At 56.1% G+C, this 20,140-nt stretch carries 18 protein-coding genes and 1 pseudogene; 15 read left to right on the forward strand and 4 right to left on the reverse strand.

Annotated features, from left to right (window positions below; translation table 11 throughout):
- Positions 1 to 70: 70 nt before the first annotated feature.
- Positions 71 to 2,491 carry a glycerol-3-phosphate 1-O-acyltransferase PlsB gene (gene plsB / locus ACQG1Y_RS01535; protein ID WP_003860322.1) on the reverse strand — a complete coding sequence of 807 codons (2,421 nt, stop codon included), beginning with the start codon at positions 2,489 to 2,491 and terminating at the stop codon, positions 71 to 73.
- A 154-nt stretch (positions 2,492 to 2,645) separates the two neighbouring features.
- Between plsB and ACQG1Y_RS01540 the strand changes: the two genes are divergently transcribed.
- The 4 genes and pseudogenes from ACQG1Y_RS01540 to ACQG1Y_RS01555 all read left to right on the forward strand — a co-directional run bounded on the left by ACQG1Y_RS01540 (position 2,646) and on the right by ACQG1Y_RS01555 (position 5,461).
- Positions 2,646 to 3,014: a diacylglycerol kinase gene (locus ACQG1Y_RS01540; protein ID WP_045327704.1), complete on the forward strand. Its 369-nt coding sequence runs from the start codon at positions 2,646 to 2,648 to the stop codon at positions 3,012 to 3,014.
- A 108-nt stretch (positions 3,015 to 3,122) separates the two neighbouring features.
- On the forward strand, positions 3,123 to 3,731 hold the full coding sequence (gene lexA / locus ACQG1Y_RS01545; protein WP_003860318.1) for a transcriptional repressor LexA: 609 nt from the start codon (positions 3,123 to 3,125) through the stop codon (positions 3,729 to 3,731).
- A 63-nt stretch (positions 3,732 to 3,794) separates the two neighbouring features.
- The gene (dinF, locus tag ACQG1Y_RS01550) at positions 3,795 to 5,132 is read left to right on the forward strand and encodes an MATE family efflux transporter DinF (protein WP_023302925.1); all 1,338 of its coding nucleotides are present in this window, start codon (positions 3,795 to 3,797) and stop codon (positions 5,130 to 5,132) included.
- Between the two features lie 119 nt (positions 5,133 to 5,251).
- Positions 5,252 to 5,461 (forward strand): annotated as a pseudogene (locus ACQG1Y_RS01555) (CsbD family protein).
- A 47-nt stretch (positions 5,462 to 5,508) separates the two neighbouring features.
- Here the strand turns inward: ACQG1Y_RS01555 and zur are convergent.
- Positions 5,509 to 6,021, reverse strand: a complete 513-nt coding sequence (gene zur, locus ACQG1Y_RS01560) for a zinc uptake transcriptional repressor Zur (protein ID WP_006810484.1) — start codon at positions 6,019 to 6,021, stop codon at positions 5,509 to 5,511.
- Between the two features lie 117 nt (positions 6,022 to 6,138).
- Between zur and ACQG1Y_RS01565 the strand changes: the two genes are divergently transcribed.
- The 4 genes from ACQG1Y_RS01565 (at position 6,139) to pspG (ending at position 9,563) form a co-directional block, all read left to right on the forward strand.
- The gene (locus ACQG1Y_RS01565; protein WP_017382621.1) at positions 6,139 to 6,627 is read left to right on the forward strand and encodes a cupin domain-containing protein; all 489 of its coding nucleotides are present in this window, start codon (positions 6,139 to 6,141) and stop codon (positions 6,625 to 6,627) included.
- Positions 6,628 to 6,819: 192 nt separating this feature from the next.
- Positions 6,820 to 8,106, forward strand: a complete 1,287-nt coding sequence (gene traF / locus ACQG1Y_RS01570) for a conjugal transfer protein TraF (RefSeq protein ID WP_176601513.1) — start codon at positions 6,820 to 6,822, stop codon at positions 8,104 to 8,106.
- Positions 8,107 to 8,188: 82 nt separating this feature from the next.
- On the forward strand, positions 8,189 to 9,184 hold the full coding sequence (gene dusA / locus ACQG1Y_RS01575) for a tRNA dihydrouridine(20/20a) synthase DusA (protein WP_023295762.1): 996 nt from the start codon (positions 8,189 to 8,191) through the stop codon (positions 9,182 to 9,184).
- 136 nt (positions 9,185 to 9,320) lie between these two features.
- Positions 9,321 to 9,563, forward strand: a complete 243-nt coding sequence (gene pspG, locus ACQG1Y_RS01580) for an envelope stress response protein PspG (protein WP_017382623.1) — start codon at positions 9,321 to 9,323, stop codon at positions 9,561 to 9,563.
- 185 nt (positions 9,564 to 9,748) lie between these two features.
- Here pspG and ACQG1Y_RS01585 read toward each other — a convergent pair whose 3' ends face one another.
- Entirely contained in the window at positions 9,749 to 10,732 is a 984-nt protein-coding gene (locus ACQG1Y_RS01585) for a quinone oxidoreductase (protein WP_003860300.1), read from the reverse strand.
- 60 nt (positions 10,733 to 10,792) lie between these two features.
- Here ACQG1Y_RS01585 and dnaB point away from each other — a divergent pair, with 60 nt between their 5' ends.
- The 6 genes from dnaB to ACQG1Y_RS01615 all read left to right on the forward strand — a co-directional run bounded on the left by dnaB (position 10,793) and on the right by ACQG1Y_RS01615 (position 16,471).
- The gene (dnaB, locus tag ACQG1Y_RS01590) at positions 10,793 to 12,205 is read left to right on the forward strand and encodes a replicative DNA helicase (RefSeq protein WP_003860298.1); all 1,413 of its coding nucleotides are present in this window, start codon (positions 10,793 to 10,795) and stop codon (positions 12,203 to 12,205) included.
- Positions 12,206 to 12,221: 16 nt separating this feature from the next.
- Positions 12,222 to 13,301, forward strand: a complete 1,080-nt coding sequence (alr, locus tag ACQG1Y_RS01595) for an alanine racemase (RefSeq protein WP_063135424.1) — start codon at positions 12,222 to 12,224, stop codon at positions 13,299 to 13,301.
- Between the two features lie 109 nt (positions 13,302 to 13,410).
- Positions 13,411 to 14,604, forward strand: a complete 1,194-nt coding sequence (tyrB, locus tag ACQG1Y_RS01600; protein ID WP_017382625.1) for an aromatic amino acid transaminase — start codon at positions 13,411 to 13,413, stop codon at positions 14,602 to 14,604.
- A 268-nt stretch (positions 14,605 to 14,872) separates the two neighbouring features.
- Positions 14,873 to 15,586: an acid phosphatase AphA gene (aphA, locus tag ACQG1Y_RS01605; RefSeq protein WP_368740771.1), complete on the forward strand. Its 714-nt coding sequence runs from the start codon at positions 14,873 to 14,875 to the stop codon at positions 15,584 to 15,586.
- Between the two features lie 112 nt (positions 15,587 to 15,698).
- The gene (locus ACQG1Y_RS01610) at positions 15,699 to 16,115 is read left to right on the forward strand and encodes a secondary thiamine-phosphate synthase enzyme YjbQ (protein WP_017382627.1); all 417 of its coding nucleotides are present in this window, start codon (positions 15,699 to 15,701) and stop codon (positions 16,113 to 16,115) included.
- A 2-nt stretch (positions 16,116 to 16,117) separates the two neighbouring features.
- Positions 16,118 to 16,471, forward strand: a complete 354-nt coding sequence (locus ACQG1Y_RS01615; RefSeq protein WP_017382628.1) for an MmcQ/YjbR family DNA-binding protein — start codon at positions 16,118 to 16,120, stop codon at positions 16,469 to 16,471.
- Positions 16,472 to 16,474: 3 nt separating this feature from the next.
- Here the strand turns inward: ACQG1Y_RS01615 and uvrA are convergent, their stop codons facing one another.
- Positions 16,475 to 19,297, reverse strand: coding sequence for an excinuclease ABC subunit UvrA (gene uvrA, locus ACQG1Y_RS01620; protein ID WP_015570187.1), 2,823 nt, complete (start codon positions 19,295 to 19,297; stop codon positions 16,475 to 16,477).
- A gap of 251 nt (positions 19,298 to 19,548) precedes the next feature.
- Here uvrA and ssb1 point away from each other — a divergent pair, with 251 nt between their 5' ends.
- On the forward strand, positions 19,549 to 20,079 hold the full coding sequence (ssb1, locus tag ACQG1Y_RS01625; RefSeq protein WP_006177466.1) for a single-stranded DNA-binding protein SSB1: 531 nt from the start codon (positions 19,549 to 19,551) through the stop codon (positions 20,077 to 20,079).
- Positions 20,080 to 20,140: the final 61 nt, after the last annotated feature.

Here is a 20,140-nt window from a genome sequence, read left to right on the forward strand (position 1 = left end):
CGCCTTACCCGGCCTACGATTTAGCGGAACATGTAGGCCGGGTAAGCGTTAGCGCCACCCGGCTTTAGCATCACTCGCCCTGCGTCGAACTCTCAATCGTCAAACGCACATCCGCGGTAATCAGCTCTGCCAGCATCTGGTAAACCTTCATCGTCTCTTCCGGCTCGGCATCGCCCGTATCGCTAATGTACCCTTCGTCGCGCAGCGTCAGCACCAGGGAGCTGAATACCGCTTTGTCGAAGAATTCCGGGGCGTTAATGCCATGCAGAACGGAAAGGCGCTGGGCCAGCGTCCGGCTCTCTTTTTCCAGCGTACCGCGGTTGATGGACGGATTTGCACTCAGCAACCAGAAGGTAATGGCGTAGCGCTGCAACGTCTCACGCGCACCGGAAGCCAGAAGCTGCAAGGTACGGGAACGTGACGGATTGATATGCAGTTCATCATCACTGATGGTAATCAGCCCCTGACGATGCATCTCTGCCGTCATTTTATCGAGCTCTGCCGCCAGTTCATCCTTACTCCAGCGCAGGAACAGCTCTGCTTTCAGCATTGGGTAGATGGCCTGAATATGGCGCAGCAGCTCCTGACGCGAAATACGGCGGTGCTGGGTAATAATGGCCGCCATCAGCGACGGCAGCATCAGCATGTGCGTGATGTTATTGCGGTAGTAGGTCATCAGCACGGCCTGCTCGCGCGGCAGAATGATGATGTCACCAATCGTATCTTTCTCGACTTCGAACTTGTTCATCTGCAACGCGTGATCGATCAGCTCGCTGGCGGTGGCAGACGGCACGGTCGAATCAACGGAATACGGCACGTTGCGCATGATATCCAGGTAGCAGTCAATCTGCTCGGTCAGCTGTTCGCGGGTCAGTGAACGCTGGCGGGAGGCCAGAAGCGCAGTACAACACAGGTTCATGGCGTTTGCCGCACCAGCATTGTTGATGCGTACCATCAGCTCGGATGCAATGCCGTTGACCGTTGGCGTCAGCCAGGCCGGACGTACCGCTTCGATAGGATCGATAGACTCGCGCCACTCCGGAACATGATGGTTCAGATATGTCATCAGCGGCAGGGGCTCGCCAAAGTTCACGTAGCCCTGGCCGAGGTTGCGCAGTTTACTCAGCCCACGCAGCATCTGCGGCAGACTCTCTTTCTCTTTGGTTGCACCGCGCAGCTCTTTCGCGTAGGTGCCCACTTCCATCACGTGTTCATAACCGATGTAAATAGGCACCAGCGTGATAGGACGCGTACCGCCACGCAGCATGGCCTGAATGGTCATCGACAGCGTGCCGGTCTTCGGATCGAGCAGACGACCGGTACGCGAGCGACCGCCTTCAACAAAGTACTCCACGGAATAACCGCGGCTGAACAGCTCGCCCAGATACTCCCTGAAGACGGTGGAGTAAAGCTTGTTACCCTTGAAGGTACGACGAATAAAGAACGCACCCAGACGGCGGAAAATCGGGCCTGCTGGCCAGAAGTTCAGGTTGATACCGGCAGCAATATGCGGCGGCACCAGACCCTGGTGATAGAGCACGTAAGAGAGCAACAGGTAGTCCATGTGGCTGCGGTGGCAGGGCACATAGACAATCTCGTGGCCGTCGTGCGCTAACTGACGTACGCGCTCGGCGTTGTGGACGTTAATCCCCTGATAGAGGCGGTTCCACGTGAAGCCAAGGATACGGTCAGAGAGGCGAATCATCTCGTAGGAGAAATTCGCGGCGATCTCTTCCATCAGCGCTATCGCGTTCTGCTGCGCTTTCTCGTGCGAAATTTTCTTGCTGCGCGCTTCGTCTTCTACGGCACGGGCAATCGCTTTGGAAGCCAGCAGCTTGTTGAACAGATCCTGACGTGCCGGGAGACGTGGTCCAACGGCCGCCAGACGCTGACGTGCAAAGTGCATACGCGCAACGCGCGCCAGCTTTTGCGCAATGATTTTGTCAGTGCCGTGTTCATCCGCCATGCGGCGCAGTGAAACGGAAGGTGAGAAGCGGACAAAGCTGTCGCGTCCCAGCCAGGAGACGGCGAAGAACTTCTGAATGCCGTTGAGCATACGCAGCGGCGGGTTCTCTTCCCCTTTTTCGCGCCCCGGACGACGGCCAAACATCACCGACACCGGCACCATCTGCACGTCCAGATCGGGGTTGCTGCGGTGCAGATCGAGGTAATCATGGAACAGCTTAATGGACTCTTCTTTCGGCGTGTAATAGGTGAACACGCGCGGCCCGCCATGGATGAACACGTAGCGCGGCAGCAGCGTACCGTCGACTTCCAGCGGTTCAAGCGGGTCAGGTAAATCGTGCGCCAGACATTGAGCGCGAAGCGTCAGCAGGTCTGCCTTCGAGTTATAAGGCAAAACGTACATAATAGGGCGCGACGTATCGAGCCCTAATTCCAGCGCAGGTTCTGCTGGGATAGACTTACTTTTTACCAGGACGCTTAATGGTAAATTAAGTAATTTGTAGTAAATTCGTGGCCAGCCGGACATAAACGATGTAAAGCCTCTGGTTAATAATGCAATTGCGGCGCAAGGATAACAGAAAGCGCGCAAAATTTCTGTTGTTACCCGTCATACTTCAGGTTGCAGCAAAACGCGCTGCGGCTTTAGTTACAGACGCTATTTATCATAAAAGGTTCTTTTAATGGCCAATAATACCACTGGGTTAACTCGAATCATTAAAGCTGCCGGTTATTCATGGAAAGGTTTCCGCGCGGCATGGGGTAATGAAGCCGCTTTCCGCCAGGAAGCGGTTGCCGCAATCGTTGCCGTTGTCATCGCCTGCTTCCTTGATGTTGATGCTATCACCCGCGTACTGCTCATCGGATCTGTCCTTCTGGTGATGATAGTGGAAATTCTGAATAGCGCTATTGAGGCCGTTGTTGACCGAATCGGGTCGGAATTCCATGAACTGTCTGGCCGGGCGAAAGACATGGGTTCCGCTGCCGTACTGCTGGCGATTATCACTGCGGCGATCACCTGGGTCACGCTTCTTTGGTCGCATTTCCGATGAGCCTCGAGGAATAATTAAGTCCCTGGTTTTTTGTGCAGTTTTTGGTTCCAAAATCGCCTTTGACTGTATATACTCACAGCATAACTGTATATACACCCAGGGGGCGGTATGAAAGCGTTAACGACCAGGCAGCAAGAGGTGTTTGATCTCATTCGGGATCATATCGGCCAGACGGGTATGCCACCCACGCGTGCAGAAATTGCGCAGCGTCTGGGCTTCCGTTCTCCTAATGCTGCCGAAGAGCACCTTAAAGCGCTGGCGCGTAAGGGCGTGATTGAGATTGTTTCCGGCGCCTCACGCGGCATTCGTCTGCTTGTGGAAGAAGAGAGCGGTATTCCACTGGTGGGCCGCGTTGCCGCAGGTGAACCTCTGCTGGCGCAGCAGCACATCGAAGGTCACTATCAGGTTGACCCAGGCATGTTCAAGCCGAGCGCCGATTTCCTGCTGCGCGTTAGCGGAATGTCCATGAAAGATATCGGTATTCTGGATGGCGATCTGCTGGCGGTACACAAAACGCAGGATGTGCGTAACGGGCAAGTCGTGGTGGCGCGCATTGATGATGAAGTGACGGTTAAGCGCCTTAAGAAACAAGGCAATACCGTGCAGCTTCTGCCTGAAAACAATGAATTCTCCCCGATTGTGGTGGATCTCCGCGAGCAGAGCTTCTCTATTGAAGGACTGGCGGTCGGCGTTATCCGCAACGGTGAATGGCTGTAATCTCTTCCTGTCAGGCTGTAGTTCCTCTACAGCCTTGCCTGTTTTCTGATTCCGGTAATTTCCATGGCATTGCTAACTTCTGCCGATAAGGCGTTGTGGCGTCTTGCGCTACCAATGATTTTTTCCAATATTACCGTTCCTCTGCTGGGGCTGGTGGATACGGCGGTTATCGGGCATCTCGATTCGCCGATTTATCTTGGCGGCGTCGCGATCGGCGCAACGGCGACCAGCTTCCTCTTTATGCTGCTGCTTTTTCTGCGCATGAGTACGACAGGCCTGACGGCCCAGGCGTATGGTGCAAAAGATCCTCTGCGTCTGGCGCGTGCGCTGGTTCAGCCGCTCATTCTGGCATTCGGTGCCGGCGCGTTAATCGTTCTGTTGCGTACGCCGCTGATTGATCTTGCGCTCCATATTGTAGGCGGCAGCGATGCCGTACTGGAACAGGCCCGGCGGTTCCTCGAAATTCGCTGGCTCAGCGCGCCCGCTTCACTGGCAAACCTGGTCCTGCTGGGCTGGCTGCTGGGCGTGCAGTACGCCCGCGCGCCGGTGATCCTGCTGGTGGTGGGCAACCTGCTTAACATTGTGCTCGATCTCTGGCTGGTGATGGGGCTGCACATGAACGTCCGGGGCGCGGCGCTGGCCACGGCGATTGCCGAGTACGGTACGCTGCTGATCGGTTTGGGGATGGTCTGGCGCGTGCTGGCGATGCGCGGTATCACCCTGGATCTGCTGAAATCGGCCTGGCGCGGCAACATTCGTAAGCTGCTGGCGCTTAATCGCGACATCATGCTCCGTTCGCTTCTGCTGCAACTCTGCTTTGGTGCATTAACCGTTTTTGGTGCGCGTCTTGGGCCTGAGATCGTTGCCGTCAACGCAGTGCTTATGACATTACTGACCTTTACCGCTTACGCGCTGGATGGTTTTGCTTACGCCGTGGAGGCGCATTCAGGGCAGGCCTATGGCGCGCGTGAAAGCGGCCAGTTACGCGAAGTCTGGCGTGCTGCCTGTCGTCAGGCGGGCCTGGTGGCGCTGGTCTTTGCTCTGGTATACGCCTGTTTTGGTGGGCATATTGTCGCGTTACTCACCTCGTTGCCCGCGCTACGTGAGCTGGCCGATCGCTACATCCTCTGGCAGGTAGTATTACCGGTGGTGGGCGTGTGGTGCTATTTGCTGGACGGCATGTTTATTGGTGCGACGCGAGGGGCGGAGATGCGCAACAGCATGGCCGTCGCGGCGGCGGGGTTCGGCCTGACGCTGCTAACCCTGCCGTATCTCGGCAATCATGGTCTGTGGCTGGCGCTGGCGGTGTTTCTCTCACTGCGTGGCCTTTCGCTGGCCGTTATCTGGCATCGTCACTGGCGAAACAATACCTGGTTTCCAGCCCCGCACGATATATCGTAACGGTTAAAGATTCCGAATATAAAAACAACTGCCGAATCCTTAACTACAATAATAATCACGTCCAGCAGAAAAGAACGAAGCGGACGATACTCATAGACGCTTAACACGAGGACACGATTATGAATAAAGACGAAATCGGCGGCAACTGGAAGCAATTCAAAGGTAAAGCGAAAGAACAGTGGGGTAAGCTGACAGATGACGATATGACCGTCATTGAAGGTAAGCGCGATCAGCTGGTAGGTAAAATCCAGGAGCGCTACGGTTAAGAAAAAGATCAGGCGGAAAACGAAGTCAAAGACTGGGAAACCCGTAACGACTACCGCTGGTAACCGGCACTATCCCCAAGGGCGGCCCTGAGCCGCCTTTTTCTTTGGCTTTAACGCGGCTTTTTCTTCACCAGGATAGAGTGATCGTGCTGACAGGCATCCTGATGGCGGCATGACTCCACCTCCACGCAGGCAGAACATAAGCCGTGGGCTTCAATCACGTTATGGCGCAGCGCAAAGCCCATTCTGGCTGCCAGCGTATGCATAATATCTTCCACACCTTCCGCACACTCTTCCTTCACCACACCACAGCGATCGCAGATAAACATGGCGGACGTGTGAGTTGGCTGGTCAAAAAGATGGCACAGCACATAGCTGTTTGTTGATTCCACTTTATGCACAAACCCTTGCTCCAGCAGAAAATCCAGCGCCCGATAAACGGTCGGCGGTTTTGCCTGCGGCTCGCTTTCACGCAGCAGATCGAGCAGATCGTAGGCGCTGATGGCGCCCTGTTGAAGGCTCATCAGACGCAGTACCTCAAGGCGCTGCGGGGTCAGGCGCACATTGCGTTGCGCGCACAGCTTTTCAGCTTGCGCTAACAGCTCTTTTGTGGACTTGTCCATCGGGCACCTCGGATATGGTAAGGGGTGAAAACATTCACTTTATCATGTTCTGCTAAAAACACCGAGATCCGCCAGGCTGTGCTATACCTGACGCATCGCAAATCAGGAGATCGCAAAATGAAAAGACCTGACTGTATTCGGCACTGGCGGGACGTGGAAGGCGCTGATGACGCAACGTATCCTGACAGTAACGAACGTTTTTCTGTTGGCGCGCCGCTGGCCCGCAGGCTGGGTCTCGGCCGCATTGGTATTCACCATGAACGGCTGCCACCCGGACGCCGTACGTCTTATCCGCATGCGGAAAGCGACGAAGAGGAGTTTGTTTACGTTCTGGAGGGTTACCCTGAGGCCTGGATCAATGGCTATTTATGGAAGCTCGAACCCGGAGACAGCGTGGGATTTCCAGCCGGGACGGGCGTGTGTCACACCTTTATCAACAATACCGATGAAGAGGTGCGCTTACTGGTGGTGGGTGAGGCCAATAAAAAACATAACCGCATCTACTATCCGCTCAATCCGGTGTATGCCGCGACGCGCGAAGACCGCTGGGTCGACCATCCGCCTCAGTTTTTTGGGCCGCACGATGGAAAACCTGGGCGAAAATAATTTCCTCTTCTATAAATATTGATGGTCGTCACATATTACAACAGGCCGGGATGGAATTTAACTTAAGGAAATAGCGGGTCTTTTTGCACTTATTCACAGCAATAGTTCGTTCCTGTTTGGGTGATAACAGACAGGGTTAACTAATAACAAACTATTTACGAGCACACTGTGAAAAAACATTTTAAATTTTCGATGGTTAGCATCGCTGTCTCCTTTTTTATGGCAAATCAGGCGGGAGCAGCCAATACCTGGACGGAAGCGCGTAGCGACGCAATGGGCGGAACGGGTGTCGCGGCAGGGAGCTATGGCAGCGGGGCGTTAATCAACCCCGCGTTACTGGCAAAATCTAAGCCCGAGGATGATGTGACGGTCATTTTGCCGTCCGTTGGCGTGCAGGTGACCGATGAAGACAATCTTCAGGACGAGATTGATACCATTAACGACAAAATCAATCATTACAAGGATGTGGTTGATAGTCTGACCCCCATTGAAGTTATCACCAATCCATTAGGTTCGATCAATCAGTTCCAGGGCGCAGCGAAAGATCTCGCTGATGAACTGGACTACCTGAAAGGCAAGACCGCACACGCCACCGCAGGGGCGGGGATTGCCGTCAGTATCCCTAACGATGTTCTTTCCGTGGCCTTTATGGCAAAAGGCTATGCCCATGGCCGGGTCAGCTCTTCAATCGATCAGCAGGACATTGATTATCTGCGCGGTATACAACGAAGCGATGCGGTGGCTGCCGGTGTGGCGCTGGATGCCGCGCTAAACGGTACCGATCAGATCACCAAAAACCTTAACTCTACGGCGTCTGGTCGGGCGGCGATTGTGTCCGACTACGGTATTGCGGTGGCCCGTCAGTTCGATCTTGGCGGCGTTCCGGTTTCCGTTGGCGTCACGCCGAAGCTGCAAAAAACCTGGCTCTATAACTACACCACTTCAATCTACGATTACGACAGTAATAAGTGGAACGACAGCCGCTACCGTACCGACGACACAGGCTTCAACGTCGATGCCGGTATTGCTGCTGATTTCGGTGAAAACTGGACGGTCGGCGTGAGCGGACAAAACCTGATGTCGCGCGATATCGATACCAAAGATATCCGCATTCGCAACGGGCGTACGGGAGAGGTGGTGAGTTATAAAGACACTTATCAGATCCGTCCGCTGGTCACTGCCGGGGCCGCCTGGCACAACGATCTGGTCACGCTGACCGCAGACGGCGATCTGACCGAAACCAAGGGCTTTAAAAGCGAAGACACCTCCCAGTACGTTGGCGTTGGTGCCGAAGTCACGCCACTGAGCTGGCTGGCAGTACGCGCCGGTTATCGTGCGGATATGAAAGGGAACGACAGCAACGTCTTTACCGGCGGTGTCGGTTTCGCGCCGTTCAACTCCGTCCACGTTGACCTGATGGGGCTTTATGGCGAAGACGAGACCTGGGGCGCAGGGGCACAGTTGAGCATGACGTTCTAAAGTACACCGGAGGCGCTGCGCCTCCGGCTTTTCTTTGTGCTATAGTAGCGCCCCTTTTCCACCAGATGCTTAAAACTTCGCCATGTCGTCAGAACTCCAGACCGCTTTCCCTGCACACCGTTTCTCCATTGCGCCAATGCTCGACTGGACGGACAGACACTGCCGCTATTTCCTGCGCCAGCTCTCCCGCCATACGCTGCTGTACACCGAAATGGTCACTACCGGCGCAATTATTCACGGCAAGGGCGATTATCTGGCGTACAGCGAAGAGGAGCATCCGGTTGCGCTGCAACTGGGTGGCAGCGATCCGGCTGCGCTGGCGCAGTGCGCGAAGCTGGCTGAAGAACGCGGCTATGACGAGATTAACCTCAACGTCGGTTGCCCGTCCGACCGTGTGCAAAACGGTATGTTCGGCGCGTGTCTGATGGGTAATGCACATCTGGTGGCGGACTGTATCAAAGCGATGCGCGACGTCGTCTCTATCCCGGTCACGGTCAAAACCCGTATCGGCATAGACGACCAGGACAGCTACGAGTTCCTGTGTGATTTCATCAACACCGTATCAGGGAAGGGTGAATGCGAGATGTTTATCATCCACGCCCGTAAAGCCTGGCTCTCTGGCCTCAGCCCGAAAGAAAACCGCGAGATCCCACCGCTGGACTACCCGCGCGTGTACCAGCTAAAACGCGACTTCCCGCACCTGACCATGTCGATCAACGGCGGTATTACGTCGCTGGACGAGGCCAAAGCGCATCTCGAACATATGGATGGCGTGATGGTCGGACGCGAGGCGTATCAGAATCCGGGCATTCTGGCGACGGTTGACCGGGAAATCTTTGGCGTTGACGGTGCTGACACCGATCCCGTGGCAGTAGTGCGCGCCATGTATCCGTACATTGAGCGCGAGCTGAGTCATGGTACGTATCTGGGCCACATTACCCGCCATATGCTTGGCCTGTTCCAGGGCATTCCTGGCGCGCGCCAGTGGCGTCGTTATCTCAGCGAGAACGCGCATAAGGCCGGTGCGGATATTGAGGTCCTGGAACACGCGCTGCGTCTGGTTGCGGATAAACGTTAAATTTCGCTAAAAGATGGTCAAATACGCCACGCCCTGCAAGACATTGCGGGGTGTTTTGCTTTCAGAACAAAGACTTATTTTTGGCATGTTTCTTGTAACGATCGCAGCATCATTCGGGAACTCGTGGGAGAGCACCATGCTGGAACTACTTTTTGTGATTGGCTTCTTTATCATGCTGATGGTCACGGGCGTATCGCTGCTCGGTATCCTGGCCGCGCTCGTCGTGGCCACGGTGGTGATGTTTGTTGGCGGTTTATTTGCCCTGACGATTAAACTCTTGCCGTGGTTACTTCTGGCGATTGCGGTGGTATGGGCGATACGGGCGATTAAATCACCAAAATTGCCCACTTATCAGCGTAATAACCGCTTCCGTTACTAAGGTATTGAGGGGTACGTCACATACCTGCAACTTTTCCGGCAGCAATCCTTAGAACAGAATAGGATTTACTTATCGAATCTGTCACTATGGCTGCCGCTAAAGAATTCATCGAGCTGTACCCTACATACAGCCGAACTAAAAAAAAGAAAGGGCTTCCCACGGGAAGCCCAATTTCTTTTTATGGCTCAGGGAATTAACAGACTTGATCCCTGCGTTGCCCGGCTCTCCAGCACCTCATGCGCGCGCTGCGCATCGGTCAGCGGATATTTCTGCGCCTCTGCCACATCCACTTTAATTACCCCACTGGCGATCAGCGAGAACAGCTCGTTGCTGGCTTCCTCAAGTTCTTCCCGGTTGGTGATGTAACCTTGCAGGGAAGGGCGAGTGACGTATAGCGACCCTTTCTGATTCAGAATGCCCAGGTTGACGCCGGTGACTGCCCCGGAGGCGTTTCCGAAGCTCACCATTAGCCCGCGACGTTGCAGGCAGTCCAGCGAAGATTCCCAGGTGTCTTTCCCCACCGAGTCATACACCACGCGGACCTTTTTGCCGCCAGTGATCTCTTTCAGCCGCTCAACGATGCTCTCTTCCCGGTAGTTGATCACCTGCCATGCGCCCGCGTCCAGCGCGCGCTGCGCTTTTTGCGCGCTGCCTGTGGTGCCGATCAGCTTCGCGCCCAGGGCTTTCGCCCACTGGCAGGCAATCAGCCCCACGCCACCTGCGGCTGCGTGAAACAGGAACTGCTCGTCAGGCTTAATTTCGTAGGTTTTGCGCAGCAGATAATAGACCGTCAGCCCTTTCAGGAATGAGGCGGCAGCCTGCTCGAAGCCGATCGCATTTGGCAGAAGCGCCGCTTTCTCGGCCGGAACGTTATGGATGGAGCTGTAAGCGCCCAGCGCCGACTGCGCGTACACCACGCGATCGCCTTCCTTAATGTGCTTAACCGCGCTGCCCACTTTGCTGACGATACCGGCCGCCTCGGTGCCCAGTCCGCTCGGCATCGACGGAGGCGGATAGAGGCCGCCGCGAATATAGGTATCGATGTAGTTAATGCCGATCGCTTTGTTTTCCACCTGGATTTCGTTCTCGCCAGGCGCAGCGGGGGTAAATTCCACCGCTTTGAGTACGTCAGGGCCACCATGCTTGTGAAATTCAATACGTGTTGCCATGCTTCCTCCAGAATGTGGTAATCTTTCGACCCACTCTTTATCTCGGTAACTCCATTCACTATGGCAGGAAACAAACCCTTCAACAAACAGACTGAACCTCGTGAGCGTGATTATCAGGTCGCCGGGTTAAAAGTCCCGCCGCACTCGATTGAAGCGGAACAGTCGGTGTTGGGCGGTTTAATGCTGGATAACGAACGCTGGGACGACGTCGCCGAGCGTGTTGTCGCGGAAGACTTCTATACCCGCCCGCACCGCCATATCTTTACGGAAATGGCGCGTTTGCAGGAGTCGGGCAGCCCTATCGACCTGATTACGCTCGCAGAATCGCTGGAGCGTCTGGGACAGCTCGACAGCGTCGGCGGATTTGCCTATCTGGCAGAACTGTCAAAAAACACGCCAAGTGCCGCGAACATCAGCGCTTACGCTGATATCGTTCGTGAACGTGCCGTTGTCCGCGAGATGATCTCGGTGGCGAATGAGATCGCCGAGGCCGGTTTCGATCCCCAGGGGCGCACCAGCGAAGATCTGCTCGACCTGGCGGAATCCCGCGTCTTTAAAATCGCCGAAAGCCGTGCGAACAAAGACGAAGGCCCGAAAAATATCGCCGATGTGCTCGACGCCACGGTTGCGCGTATTGAGCAGCTTTTCCAGCAGCCGCACGATGGCGTGACGGGGGTGAACACCGGTTATGACGATCTCAACAAGAAAACGGCAGGTCTTCAGCCATCGGATTTGATTATCGTCGCGGCGCGTCCGTCGATGGGTAAAACGACATTTGCGATGAACCTCGTCGAAAACGCGGCGATGTTGCAGGATAAGCCGGTGCTTATCTTCAGTCTTGAGATGCCCTCTGAACAGATCATGATGCGTTCTCTGGCGTCCCTGTCGCGTGTGGATCAGACCCGCATCCGTACCGGTCAGCTGGACGATGAGGACTGGGCGCGGATCTCCGGTACCATGGGGATTTTGCTGGAAAAACGGAACATCTATATCGATGACTCCTCCGGCCTGACGCCGACGGAAGTGCGCTCCCGCGCGCGCCGTATCGCCCGTGAACACGGTGGTATCGGCCTCATCATGATCGACTACCTTCAGCTGATGCGCGTTCCGTCGCTTTCCGACAATCGTACGCTGGAGATTGCCGAGATTTCCCGCTCGCTCAAGGCGTTAGCCAAAGAGCTGCACGTGCCGGTGGTGGCGCTATCGCAGCTTAACCGCTCTCTGGAACAACGTGCAGACAAGCGCCCGGTCAACTCCGACCTGCGTGAATCCGGCTCCATCGAGCAGGATGCCGACTTAATCATGTTCATCTACCGTGATGAGGTTTATCACGAGAACAGCGATCTGAAAGGGATCGCCGAAATTATTATTGGTAAGCAACGTAACGGCCCCATCGGTACGGTACGTCTGACCTTTAACGGCCAGTGGTCGCGTTTCGACAACTATGCCGGTCCTCAATATGATGATGAGTAATTTCTAAGGAATTCAAATGCAAGCGGCAACTGTTGTGATTAACCGCCGCGCTCTGCGACACAACCTGCAACGTCTGCGAGAACTGGCGCCCGCCAGTAAGCTCGTTGCAGTTGTGAAAGCGAACGCTTACGGACACGGTCTTCTTGAGACCGCGCGAACGCTCCCCGATGCCGACGCTTTTGGCGTCGCCCGTCTCGAAGAAGCTCTCCGCCTGCGCGCAGGCGGAATTACGCAACCGATTCTGCTCCTGGAAGGCTTTTTTGAAGCCTCGGACCTGGCGACCATTGCCGATCAGCACCTGCACACGGCGGTGCATAACGAAGAACAGCTGGCCGCGCTGGAAACGGCTGAACTGAGCGAGCCGGTCACCGTCTGGATGAAGCTCGACACGGGCATGCACCGTCTGGGCGTGCGGCCGGAAAGCGCGGAGGCGTTTTATCAGCGTCTGAGTCAGTGCAAAAATGTGCGTCAGCCAGTGAATATCGTCAGCCACTTTGCCCGCGCCGATGAGCCTGAATGCGGCGCAACGGAACAGCAGCTTGATATCTTCAACACCTTCTGCGAAGGCAAACCGGGGATGCGCTCCATTGCGGCGTCCGGCGGGATCCTGCTATGGCCGCAGTCGCACTTCGACTGGGCGCGTCCGGGCATCATTCTTTATGGCGTTTCGCCGCTGGAGAACAAACCCTGGGGGCCGGACTTTGGCTTTAAGCCGGTTATGTCGCTGGTTTCAAAGCTGATTGCCGTGCGTGAGCACAAAGCGGGAGAGCCGGTGGGTTACGGCGGCACCTGGACCAGCGAGCACGACACGCGTCTTGGCGTGGTGGCGATGGGCTACGGCGACGGCTATCCCCGCGCCGCGCCAACGGGGACGCCGGTGCTGGTCAATGGACGCGAAGTCAAGATTGTCGGTCGCGTGGCGATGGACATGATTTGTGTTGATCTTGGGCCCGACGCGCAGGATAAAGCGGGGGACGATGCGGTGATGTGGGGTGAAGGCCTGCCGGTAGAGCGTATTGCTGAAATAACAAAAGTGAGTGCTTACGAACTTATCACGCGCCTTACTTCAAGGGTCGCAATGAAATACGTCGACTAAGCATGAGCGGGATGCGATGCATCCCGCTTCTGTTAACATCCCCTCGATCTTCTTCCGCTTCCGGTTTATTGTTGAATGCCCTGCCTCATAATAATCCGGAGAACATCGCGTGTTTCAGAAAGTAGACGCCTACGCCGGCGACCCTATCCTCTCCTTGATGGAGCGTTTCAAAGAAGATCCTCGCAGCGACAAAGTGAACCTCAGCATTGGTCTTTACTACAACGAAGACGGCATCATTCCTCAGTTGAAAGCCGTTGCCGAAGCTGAAGCGCGTCTGAACGCAACCCCGCACGGTGCTTCGCTTTATCTGCCGATGGAAGGATTAAACACCTACCGCAACACTATCGCGCCGTTGCTGTTTGGTGCGGACCACGCGGTGCTCGCGCAAAAGCGCGTGGCGACTATCCAGACGCTGGGTGGCTCGGGTGCGCTGAAGGTAGGCGCAGATTTCCTGAAAAAGTACTTCCCGGATTCCGGCGTGTGGGTCAGCGACCCGACGTGGGAAAACCACGTTGCGATCTTCGAGGGCGCGGGCTTTAAGGTGGCGACCTATCCGTGGTTCGACAGCGAAACCAACGGCGTGCGCGTTGATGCGCTGCTGGAAAAACTGAACACCCTGCCGGAGCGCAGTATCGTATTGCTGCATCCGTGCTGCCATAACCCGACCGGTGCGGACCTCACCAATGCCCAGTGGGATGCGGTGATCGAGATACTGAAGGCGCGTAACCTGATCCCGTTCCTCGACATCGCCTATCAGGGCTTTGGCGCGGGCATGGAGGAAGACGCCTACGCCATTCGCGCGATTGCCAGCGCGGGGCTTCCCGCTCTGGTCAGCAACTCGTTCTCAAAAATCTTCTCCCTGTACGGCGAGCGCGTTGGCGGCCTGTCCGTGGTGTGTGAAGACGCCGAAGCCGCGGGACGCGTACTCGGTCAGCTGAAAGCGACGGTCCGCCGGATCTACTCCAGCCCGCCGAACTTTGGTGCGCAGGTGGTGGCGACAGTTCTCGGTGACGAAACGCTGAAAGCGTCCTGGCTTGCGGAAGTGGAAGCGATGCGTAAGCGCATCCTGTCGATGCGTCAGGAGCTGGTTAACGTCCTGAAAGAGGCCGTGCCTGGGCATAACTTTGATTATCTTCTCAAGCAACGCGGGATGTTCAGCTACACCGGACTGAGCGCAGCGCAGGTCGATCGCCTGCGCGAAGAGTTCGGTGTCTACCTGATCGCCAGCGGCCGTATGTGCGTGGCGGGTCTGAATGCCAGCAACGTCCAGCGCGTGGCGCAGGCGTTTGCATCCGTAATGTAAGCATTCACTTACTTGCATACTGTATGTAGGCCGGGCAAGGCGTAGCCGCCACCCGGCTTTTTTGTTCGCGCCGGTGCCAGTCATTGCCCGGTGGCGCTTCGCTTCCCGGACCTACACGTTTCTTCTGCGCTTTGTGATCGTCTTCTTTTTATTCAGCTCCATAAGTAAAAACTCCTTTCCTTCCCCTACCGCTGGGGTTATGGTCGGATAGTTTTTTGACCATCCGCTCAAAATAAAAAGATAACAAACTGAATATTCAGGGGAAAATATGCGCAAGATCACACTGGCGCTCAGCGCCGCCTGCTTATTGTTCTCGCTTAATAGCGCCGTTGTTGCACGGGCTTCTGCACCCACGCCGCTTTACACCGGCACTACCGCCGCCATTCTTGCCGAACAGGCCCCCATTCACTGGGTTTCAGTGGCACAAATCGAAAATAGCCTGACGGGTCGCCCGCCGATAGCCGTGGGCTTCGATATTGACGATACCGTTCTCTTCTCCAGCCCCGGTTTCTGGCGCGGCAAAAAAACGTACTCCCCGGACAGCGAAACCTATCTGAAAAACCCGGAATTCTGGGAAAAGATGAACAACGGCTGGGATGAGTTCAGTATCCCGAAAGAGGTTGCCCGCGCGCTGATCGCCATGCACGTAAAGCGCGGCGACAGCATTTACTTCGTGACCGGACGTAGCCAGACCAAAACCGAAACCGTCTCGAAAACGCTACAGGATGATTTCCTGATCCCGGCGGCCAGCATGAACCCGGTCATTTTTGCCGGGGGCCAGGAAGGGCAAAACACCAAAACCCAGTGGCTGGAAAAGAAAAATATCAAAGTGTTCTACGGGGATTCAGATAACGACATCACCGCGGCGCAAGACGTGGGAGCCAGAGGCATCAGGGTGCTACGCGCCTCGAACTCCACCTACCGACCGCTGCCGATGGCCGGAAAATTTGGTGAAGAGGTGATCGTTAACTCTGAATACTGATGTATTAACGGCGGGGTGAATGCTTTTTTAAGCAAATCTCGCTGCGCGGGTTTTACCTTTCGCTTTCTTGCTGCACACTTAGAAAGATTCACCTTTCATAATGGAGCAGCACATGTGGTATCAACAGACCCTGACCTTAAGCGCAAAACCACGCGGATTTCACCTTGTGACGGACGAAGTCATCGGGCAAATCCGCGACCTGTCGCGCGTCAAAACGGGTTTGCTGCATCTGCTGCTTCAGCACACGTCTGCTTCTCTCACGCTCAATGAAAATTGCGATCCCACCGTCCGGTCCGACATGGAGCACCATTTTCTGAAGAGCGTCCCGGACAACGCGCCTTATGAGCATGACTATGAGGGGGCGGACGATATGCCTTCGCACATCAAATCCTCTTTGCTGGGCGTCTCGCTGATGCTGCCGGTCCACAACGGACGGCTACAGCTGGGAACGTGGCAGGGGATCTGGCTGGGAGAACATCGCATTCACGGTGGTTCGCGTAAAATTATCGCAACGCTACAAGGGGAATAAAGATGACAATTTCGGAGATACTTCAGTACTGCATGAGCAAGCCGGGTGCGGAACAAAGCGTTCACAGCGACTGGAAAGCCACGCAGATCAAAGTGGGGGATGTGCTGTTCGCGATGGTGAAAGAGGTGGATGCGCGGCCTGCGGCATCACTGAAAACCAGTCCGGAACTGGCGGACTTACTGCGCCAGCAGCACGATGATGTCAGGCCAAGTAAGCATCTGAATAAAGCGCACTGGAGTACGGTGTTTCTCGACGGCTCGCTGCCAGATTCGCAAATTTACTACCTGGTGGATGCGTCGTATCTACAGGCGGTAGAACTGCTGCCGGAAACGATCCGACAGCAGCTCTCCGTGTGACGATTACAGCAACGGTTTGAGGAAGCGCGCGGTGTGCGAGGCTTCGCACTCTGCAACGGTCTCTGGCGTACCGGAGACGAGGATTTCACCGCCGCCGCTGCCGCCTTCCGGGCCGAGATCGACAATCCAGTCAGCGGTTTTAATCACGTCCAGGTTGTGCTCAATCACCACGATGGTGTTGCCCTGATCGCGCAGCTGGTGCAGCACGTCCAGCAGCTGCTGGATATCCGCAAAGTGCAGGCCGGTGGTCGGCTCATCCAGAATATACAGCGTCTGACCGGTACCGCGTTTGGACAGCTCACGCGCCAGCTTCACGCGCTGCGCTTCACCGCCGGACAGCGTTGTCGCTGACTGCCCCAGACGAATATAGGTCAGACCCACATCCATGAGGGTTTGCAGCTTACGCGCCAGCGCAGGGACGGCGTCAAAGAACTCGCGCGCCTCTTCGATGGTCATATCCAGCACTTCGTGGATGGTCTTGCCTTTGTACTTAATCTCCAGCGTTTCGCGGTTATAACGCTTACCTTTGCACTGGTCGCACGGCACGTAGATATCCGGCAGGAAGTGCATCTCAACCTTGATTACGCCGTCGCCCTGGCACGCTTCACAGCGGCCGCCGCGCACGTTAAAGCTGAAACGGCCTGGCGTATAGCCGCGTGAACGCGCTTCCGGCACGCCGGCAAAGAGTTCACGTACGGGCGTAAAGACGCCGGTATAGGTCGCCGGGTTGGAACGCGGCGTACGGCCAATCGGGCTCTGATCGATGTCGATAACCTTGTCGAAATGCTCCAGCCCCTGAATGTCGCGGTACGGCGCAGGCTCGGCCAGCGTCGCGCCGTTCAGCGCCGTCTGCGCAATCGGGAACAGCGTATCGTTGATCAGCGTCGATTTACCGGAACCGGACACGCCGGTGATGCAGGTAAACAGCCCGACAGGCAGCGTCAGGGTCACGTCCTTCAGGTTGTTGCCGCGCGCGCCGGTCAGCTTCAGCACTTTTTCCGGGTTCGCCGCCACGCGCTGTTTCGGCACTTCAATTTTGCGCTTGCCGCTCATGTACTGGCCGGTCAGCGACTCGGGCACCGCCATGATGTCTTTCAGCGTCCCTTCCGCGACCACCTGGCCGCCGTGTACGCCTGCGCCCGGGCCGATGTCGATGACGTGGTCCGCGGCGCGGATCGCATCTTCGTCGTGCTCGACCACGATTACCGTGTTGCCGAGGTTACGCAGGTGAACCAGCGTGCCGAGCAGGCGTTCGTTGTCGCGCTGGTGCAGGCCGATAGACGGCTCATCCAGCACGTACATCACGCCGACTAAGCCCGCGCCAATCTGGCTCGCCAGACGGATACGCTGGGCTTCACCGCCGGACAGCGTTTCAGCCGAGCGGGAAAGCGTCAGGTAGTTCAGACCGACGTTCACGAGGAACTTGAGGCGATCGCCGATCTCTTTCAGCACTTTTTCAGCGATTTTTGCGCGCTGACCGGAGAGCTTCAGGTTGTTGAAGAAGTCCATCGCGTGGCCGATGCTCATGTCTGAGATGGTCGGCAGCGCCGTGTTTTCGACAAACACGTGACGCGCTTCGCGACGCAGACGTGTACCCTCGCAGGTGGCGCAGGAGCGGTTGCTGATGAACTTCGCCAGCTCCTCACGCACCGCGCTGGATTCGGTCTCTTTGTAGCGGCGCTCCATGTTGTGCAACACCCCTTCGAACGGGTGGCGACGCACGGAAGTGTCACCGCGATCGTTCATGTACTTGAACTCAATATTCTCTTTGCCGGAACCGAACAGGATCACTTTATGTACGTTCGCGCTCAGGCTGGCCCACGGGGCTTCAACGTCGAACTTATAGTGCTCAGCCAGCGATTTCAGCATCTGGAAGTAGTAAAAATTACGCTTATCCCAGCCGCGAATAGCGCCACCCGCCAGCGACAGTTCCGGGTTTTGGATCACACGGTCCGGGTCGAAATACTGCTGAACGCCCAGGCCGTCACAGGTCGGGCACGCGCCCGCCGGGTTGTTGAACGAGAACAGGCGCGGTTCCAGCTCGCGCATGCTGTAGCCGCAAATCGGACAGGCGAAGTTGGCGGAGAAGAGCAGCTCTTCCGCTTTCGGGTCGTCCATATCGGAGACCACGGCCGTGCCGCCCGACAGTTCCAGCGCCGTTTCAAAGGACTCCGCCAGACGCGTCGCCAGATCTTCACGTACCTTAAAGCGGTCAATCACCACTTCGATGGTGTGTTTCTTTTGCAGCTCCAGCTTTGGCGGATCCGACAGGTCACACACTTCACCGTCGATACGGGCGCGGATATAGCCCTGGCTTGCCAGGTTCTCCAGCGTTTTGGTGTGCTCGCCCTTACGCTCTTTAATGATCGGCGCCAGCAGCATCAGGCGTTTGCCTTCCGGCTGCGACAGCACGTTATCCACCATCTGGCTCACGGTTTGTGCCGCCAGCGGGACATCGTGATCCGGGCAGCGCGGCTCGCCCACGCGCGCATACAGCAGACGCAGGTAGTCATGGATTTCGGTAATGGTACCGACCGTGGAGCGCGGGTTATGCGATGTGGATTTCTGCTCAATGGAGATAGCAGGGGACAACCCTTCAATGTGGTCGACATCCGGTTTTTCCATCAGCGACAGGAACTGACGCGCGTACGCCGAGAGCGATTCAACGTAACGACGCTGTCCTTCGGCATACAAAGTGTCGAAAGCCAGTGAGGATTTGCCAGACCCCGAAAGCCCGGTCACGACGATGAGTTTGTCGCGAGGGATTATGAGGTTGATATTCTTGAGATTATGGGTGCGGGCGCCCCGAACTTCGATCTTATCCATTCACCTTTCCCGGTTGGAACACGGATTGCCTGATTTGTTTGAAGGACAAACGGCTGTCAGAAACGGCTAATTATGACACAAAATGACCTGTTTGAATATACAGTATTGGAATGCATTTTCTGATTCACTGTGTAACAATGTCGAGTTCGCGGGAGAACTCTGGAACGTGCTACGCAACTATCAAAGTGCAGCATGGAAATGGTACACTCGCGCGTTTACACTATTAAGAAACGTATTCAGGAGACACGAACATGGCCAGCAGAGGCGTAAACAAGGTGATTCTCGTCGGTAATCTGGGCCAGGACCCGGAAGTACGCTACATGCCGAGTGGTGGCGCAGTTGCCAACATTACGCTGGCTACTTCCGAATCCTGGCGTGATAAAGCGACCGGAGAAATGAAAGAGCAGACCGAATGGCACCGCGTTGTGCTGTTTGGCAAACTGGCCGAAGTGGCCGGTGAGTATCTGCGTAAAGGTTCTCAGGTCTATATCGAAGGCCAGCTGCGTACCCGCAAATGGACCGACCAATCCGGCGCTGAGAAGTACACCACGGAAGTGGTGGTGAACGTGGGCGGCACCATGCAAATGCTGGGTGGCCGTCAGGGCGGTGGCGCACCGGCAGGTGGCGGTCAGAATCAGCAGCAGGGTGGTTGGGGTCAGCCTCAGCAGCCTCAGGGCGGCAACCAGTTCAGCGGCGGCGCGCAGTCCCGTCCGCAGCAGCAGTCTGCTCCGGCACCGTCTAACGAACCGCCAATGGATTTCGACGACGATATCCCGTTCTGATATCCAGACGCGTGAAAAACAAAAAACCCAGACAATGTCTGGGTTTTTTTATAACAGGCTA

This window comes from Enterobacter cloacae complex sp. 397G4, from assembly GCF_050031515.1.
Lineage (GTDB): Bacteria > Pseudomonadota > Gammaproteobacteria > Enterobacterales > Enterobacteriaceae > Enterobacter > Enterobacter hormaechei_C.

What these genes read in the sequence shown, in the direction of transcription:
- zur (WP_006810484.1), bottom strand. Translation starts at nt 6,021, where the DNA reads ATGGACAAGTCCACAAAAGAGCTGTTAGCGCAAGCTGAAAAGCTGTGC.
- ssb1 (WP_006177466.1), top strand. Translation starts at nt 19,549, where the DNA reads ATGGCCAGCAGAGGCGTAAACAAGGTGATTCTCGTCGGTAATCTGGGC.
- dinF (WP_023302925.1), top strand. Translation starts at nt 3,795, where the DNA reads ATGGCATTGCTAACTTCTGCCGATAAGGCGTTGTGGCGTCTTGCGCTA.
- ACQG1Y_RS01585 (WP_003860300.1), bottom strand. Translation starts at nt 10,732, where the DNA reads ATGGCAACACGTATTGAATTTCACAAGCATGGTGGCCCTGACGTACTC.
- traF (WP_176601513.1), top strand. Translation starts at nt 6,820, where the DNA reads ATGGTTAGCATCGCTGTCTCCTTTTTTATGGCAAATCAGGCGGGAGCA.
- dusA (WP_023295762.1), top strand. Translation starts at nt 8,189, where the DNA reads ATGTCGTCAGAACTCCAGACCGCTTTCCCTGCACACCGTTTCTCCATT.
- pspG (WP_017382623.1), top strand. Translation starts at nt 9,321, where the DNA reads ATGCTGGAACTACTTTTTGTGATTGGCTTCTTTATCATGCTGATGGTC.
- plsB (WP_003860322.1), bottom strand. Translation starts at nt 2,491, where the DNA reads ATGTCCGGCTGGCCACGAATTTACTACAAATTACTTAATTTACCATTA.
- dnaB (WP_003860298.1), top strand. Translation starts at nt 10,793, where the DNA reads ATGGCAGGAAACAAACCCTTCAACAAACAGACTGAACCTCGTGAGCGT.
- lexA (WP_003860318.1), top strand. Translation starts at nt 3,123, where the DNA reads ATGAAAGCGTTAACGACCAGGCAGCAAGAGGTGTTTGATCTCATTCGG.
- ACQG1Y_RS01565 (WP_017382621.1), top strand. Translation starts at nt 6,139, where the DNA reads ATGAAAAGACCTGACTGTATTCGGCACTGGCGGGACGTGGAAGGCGCT.
- uvrA (WP_015570187.1), bottom strand. Translation starts at nt 19,297, where the DNA reads ATGGATAAGATCGAAGTTCGGGGCGCCCGCACCCATAATCTCAAGAAT.
- alr (WP_063135424.1), top strand. Translation starts at nt 12,222, where the DNA reads ATGCAAGCGGCAACTGTTGTGATTAACCGCCGCGCTCTGCGACACAAC.
- ACQG1Y_RS01540 (WP_045327704.1), top strand. Translation starts at nt 2,646, where the DNA reads ATGGCCAATAATACCACTGGGTTAACTCGAATCATTAAAGCTGCCGGT.
- aphA (WP_368740771.1), top strand. Translation starts at nt 14,873, where the DNA reads ATGCGCAAGATCACACTGGCGCTCAGCGCCGCCTGCTTATTGTTCTCG.
- ACQG1Y_RS01615 (WP_017382628.1), top strand. Translation starts at nt 16,118, where the DNA reads ATGACAATTTCGGAGATACTTCAGTACTGCATGAGCAAGCCGGGTGCG.
- ACQG1Y_RS01610 (WP_017382627.1), top strand. Translation starts at nt 15,699, where the DNA reads ATGTGGTATCAACAGACCCTGACCTTAAGCGCAAAACCACGCGGATTT.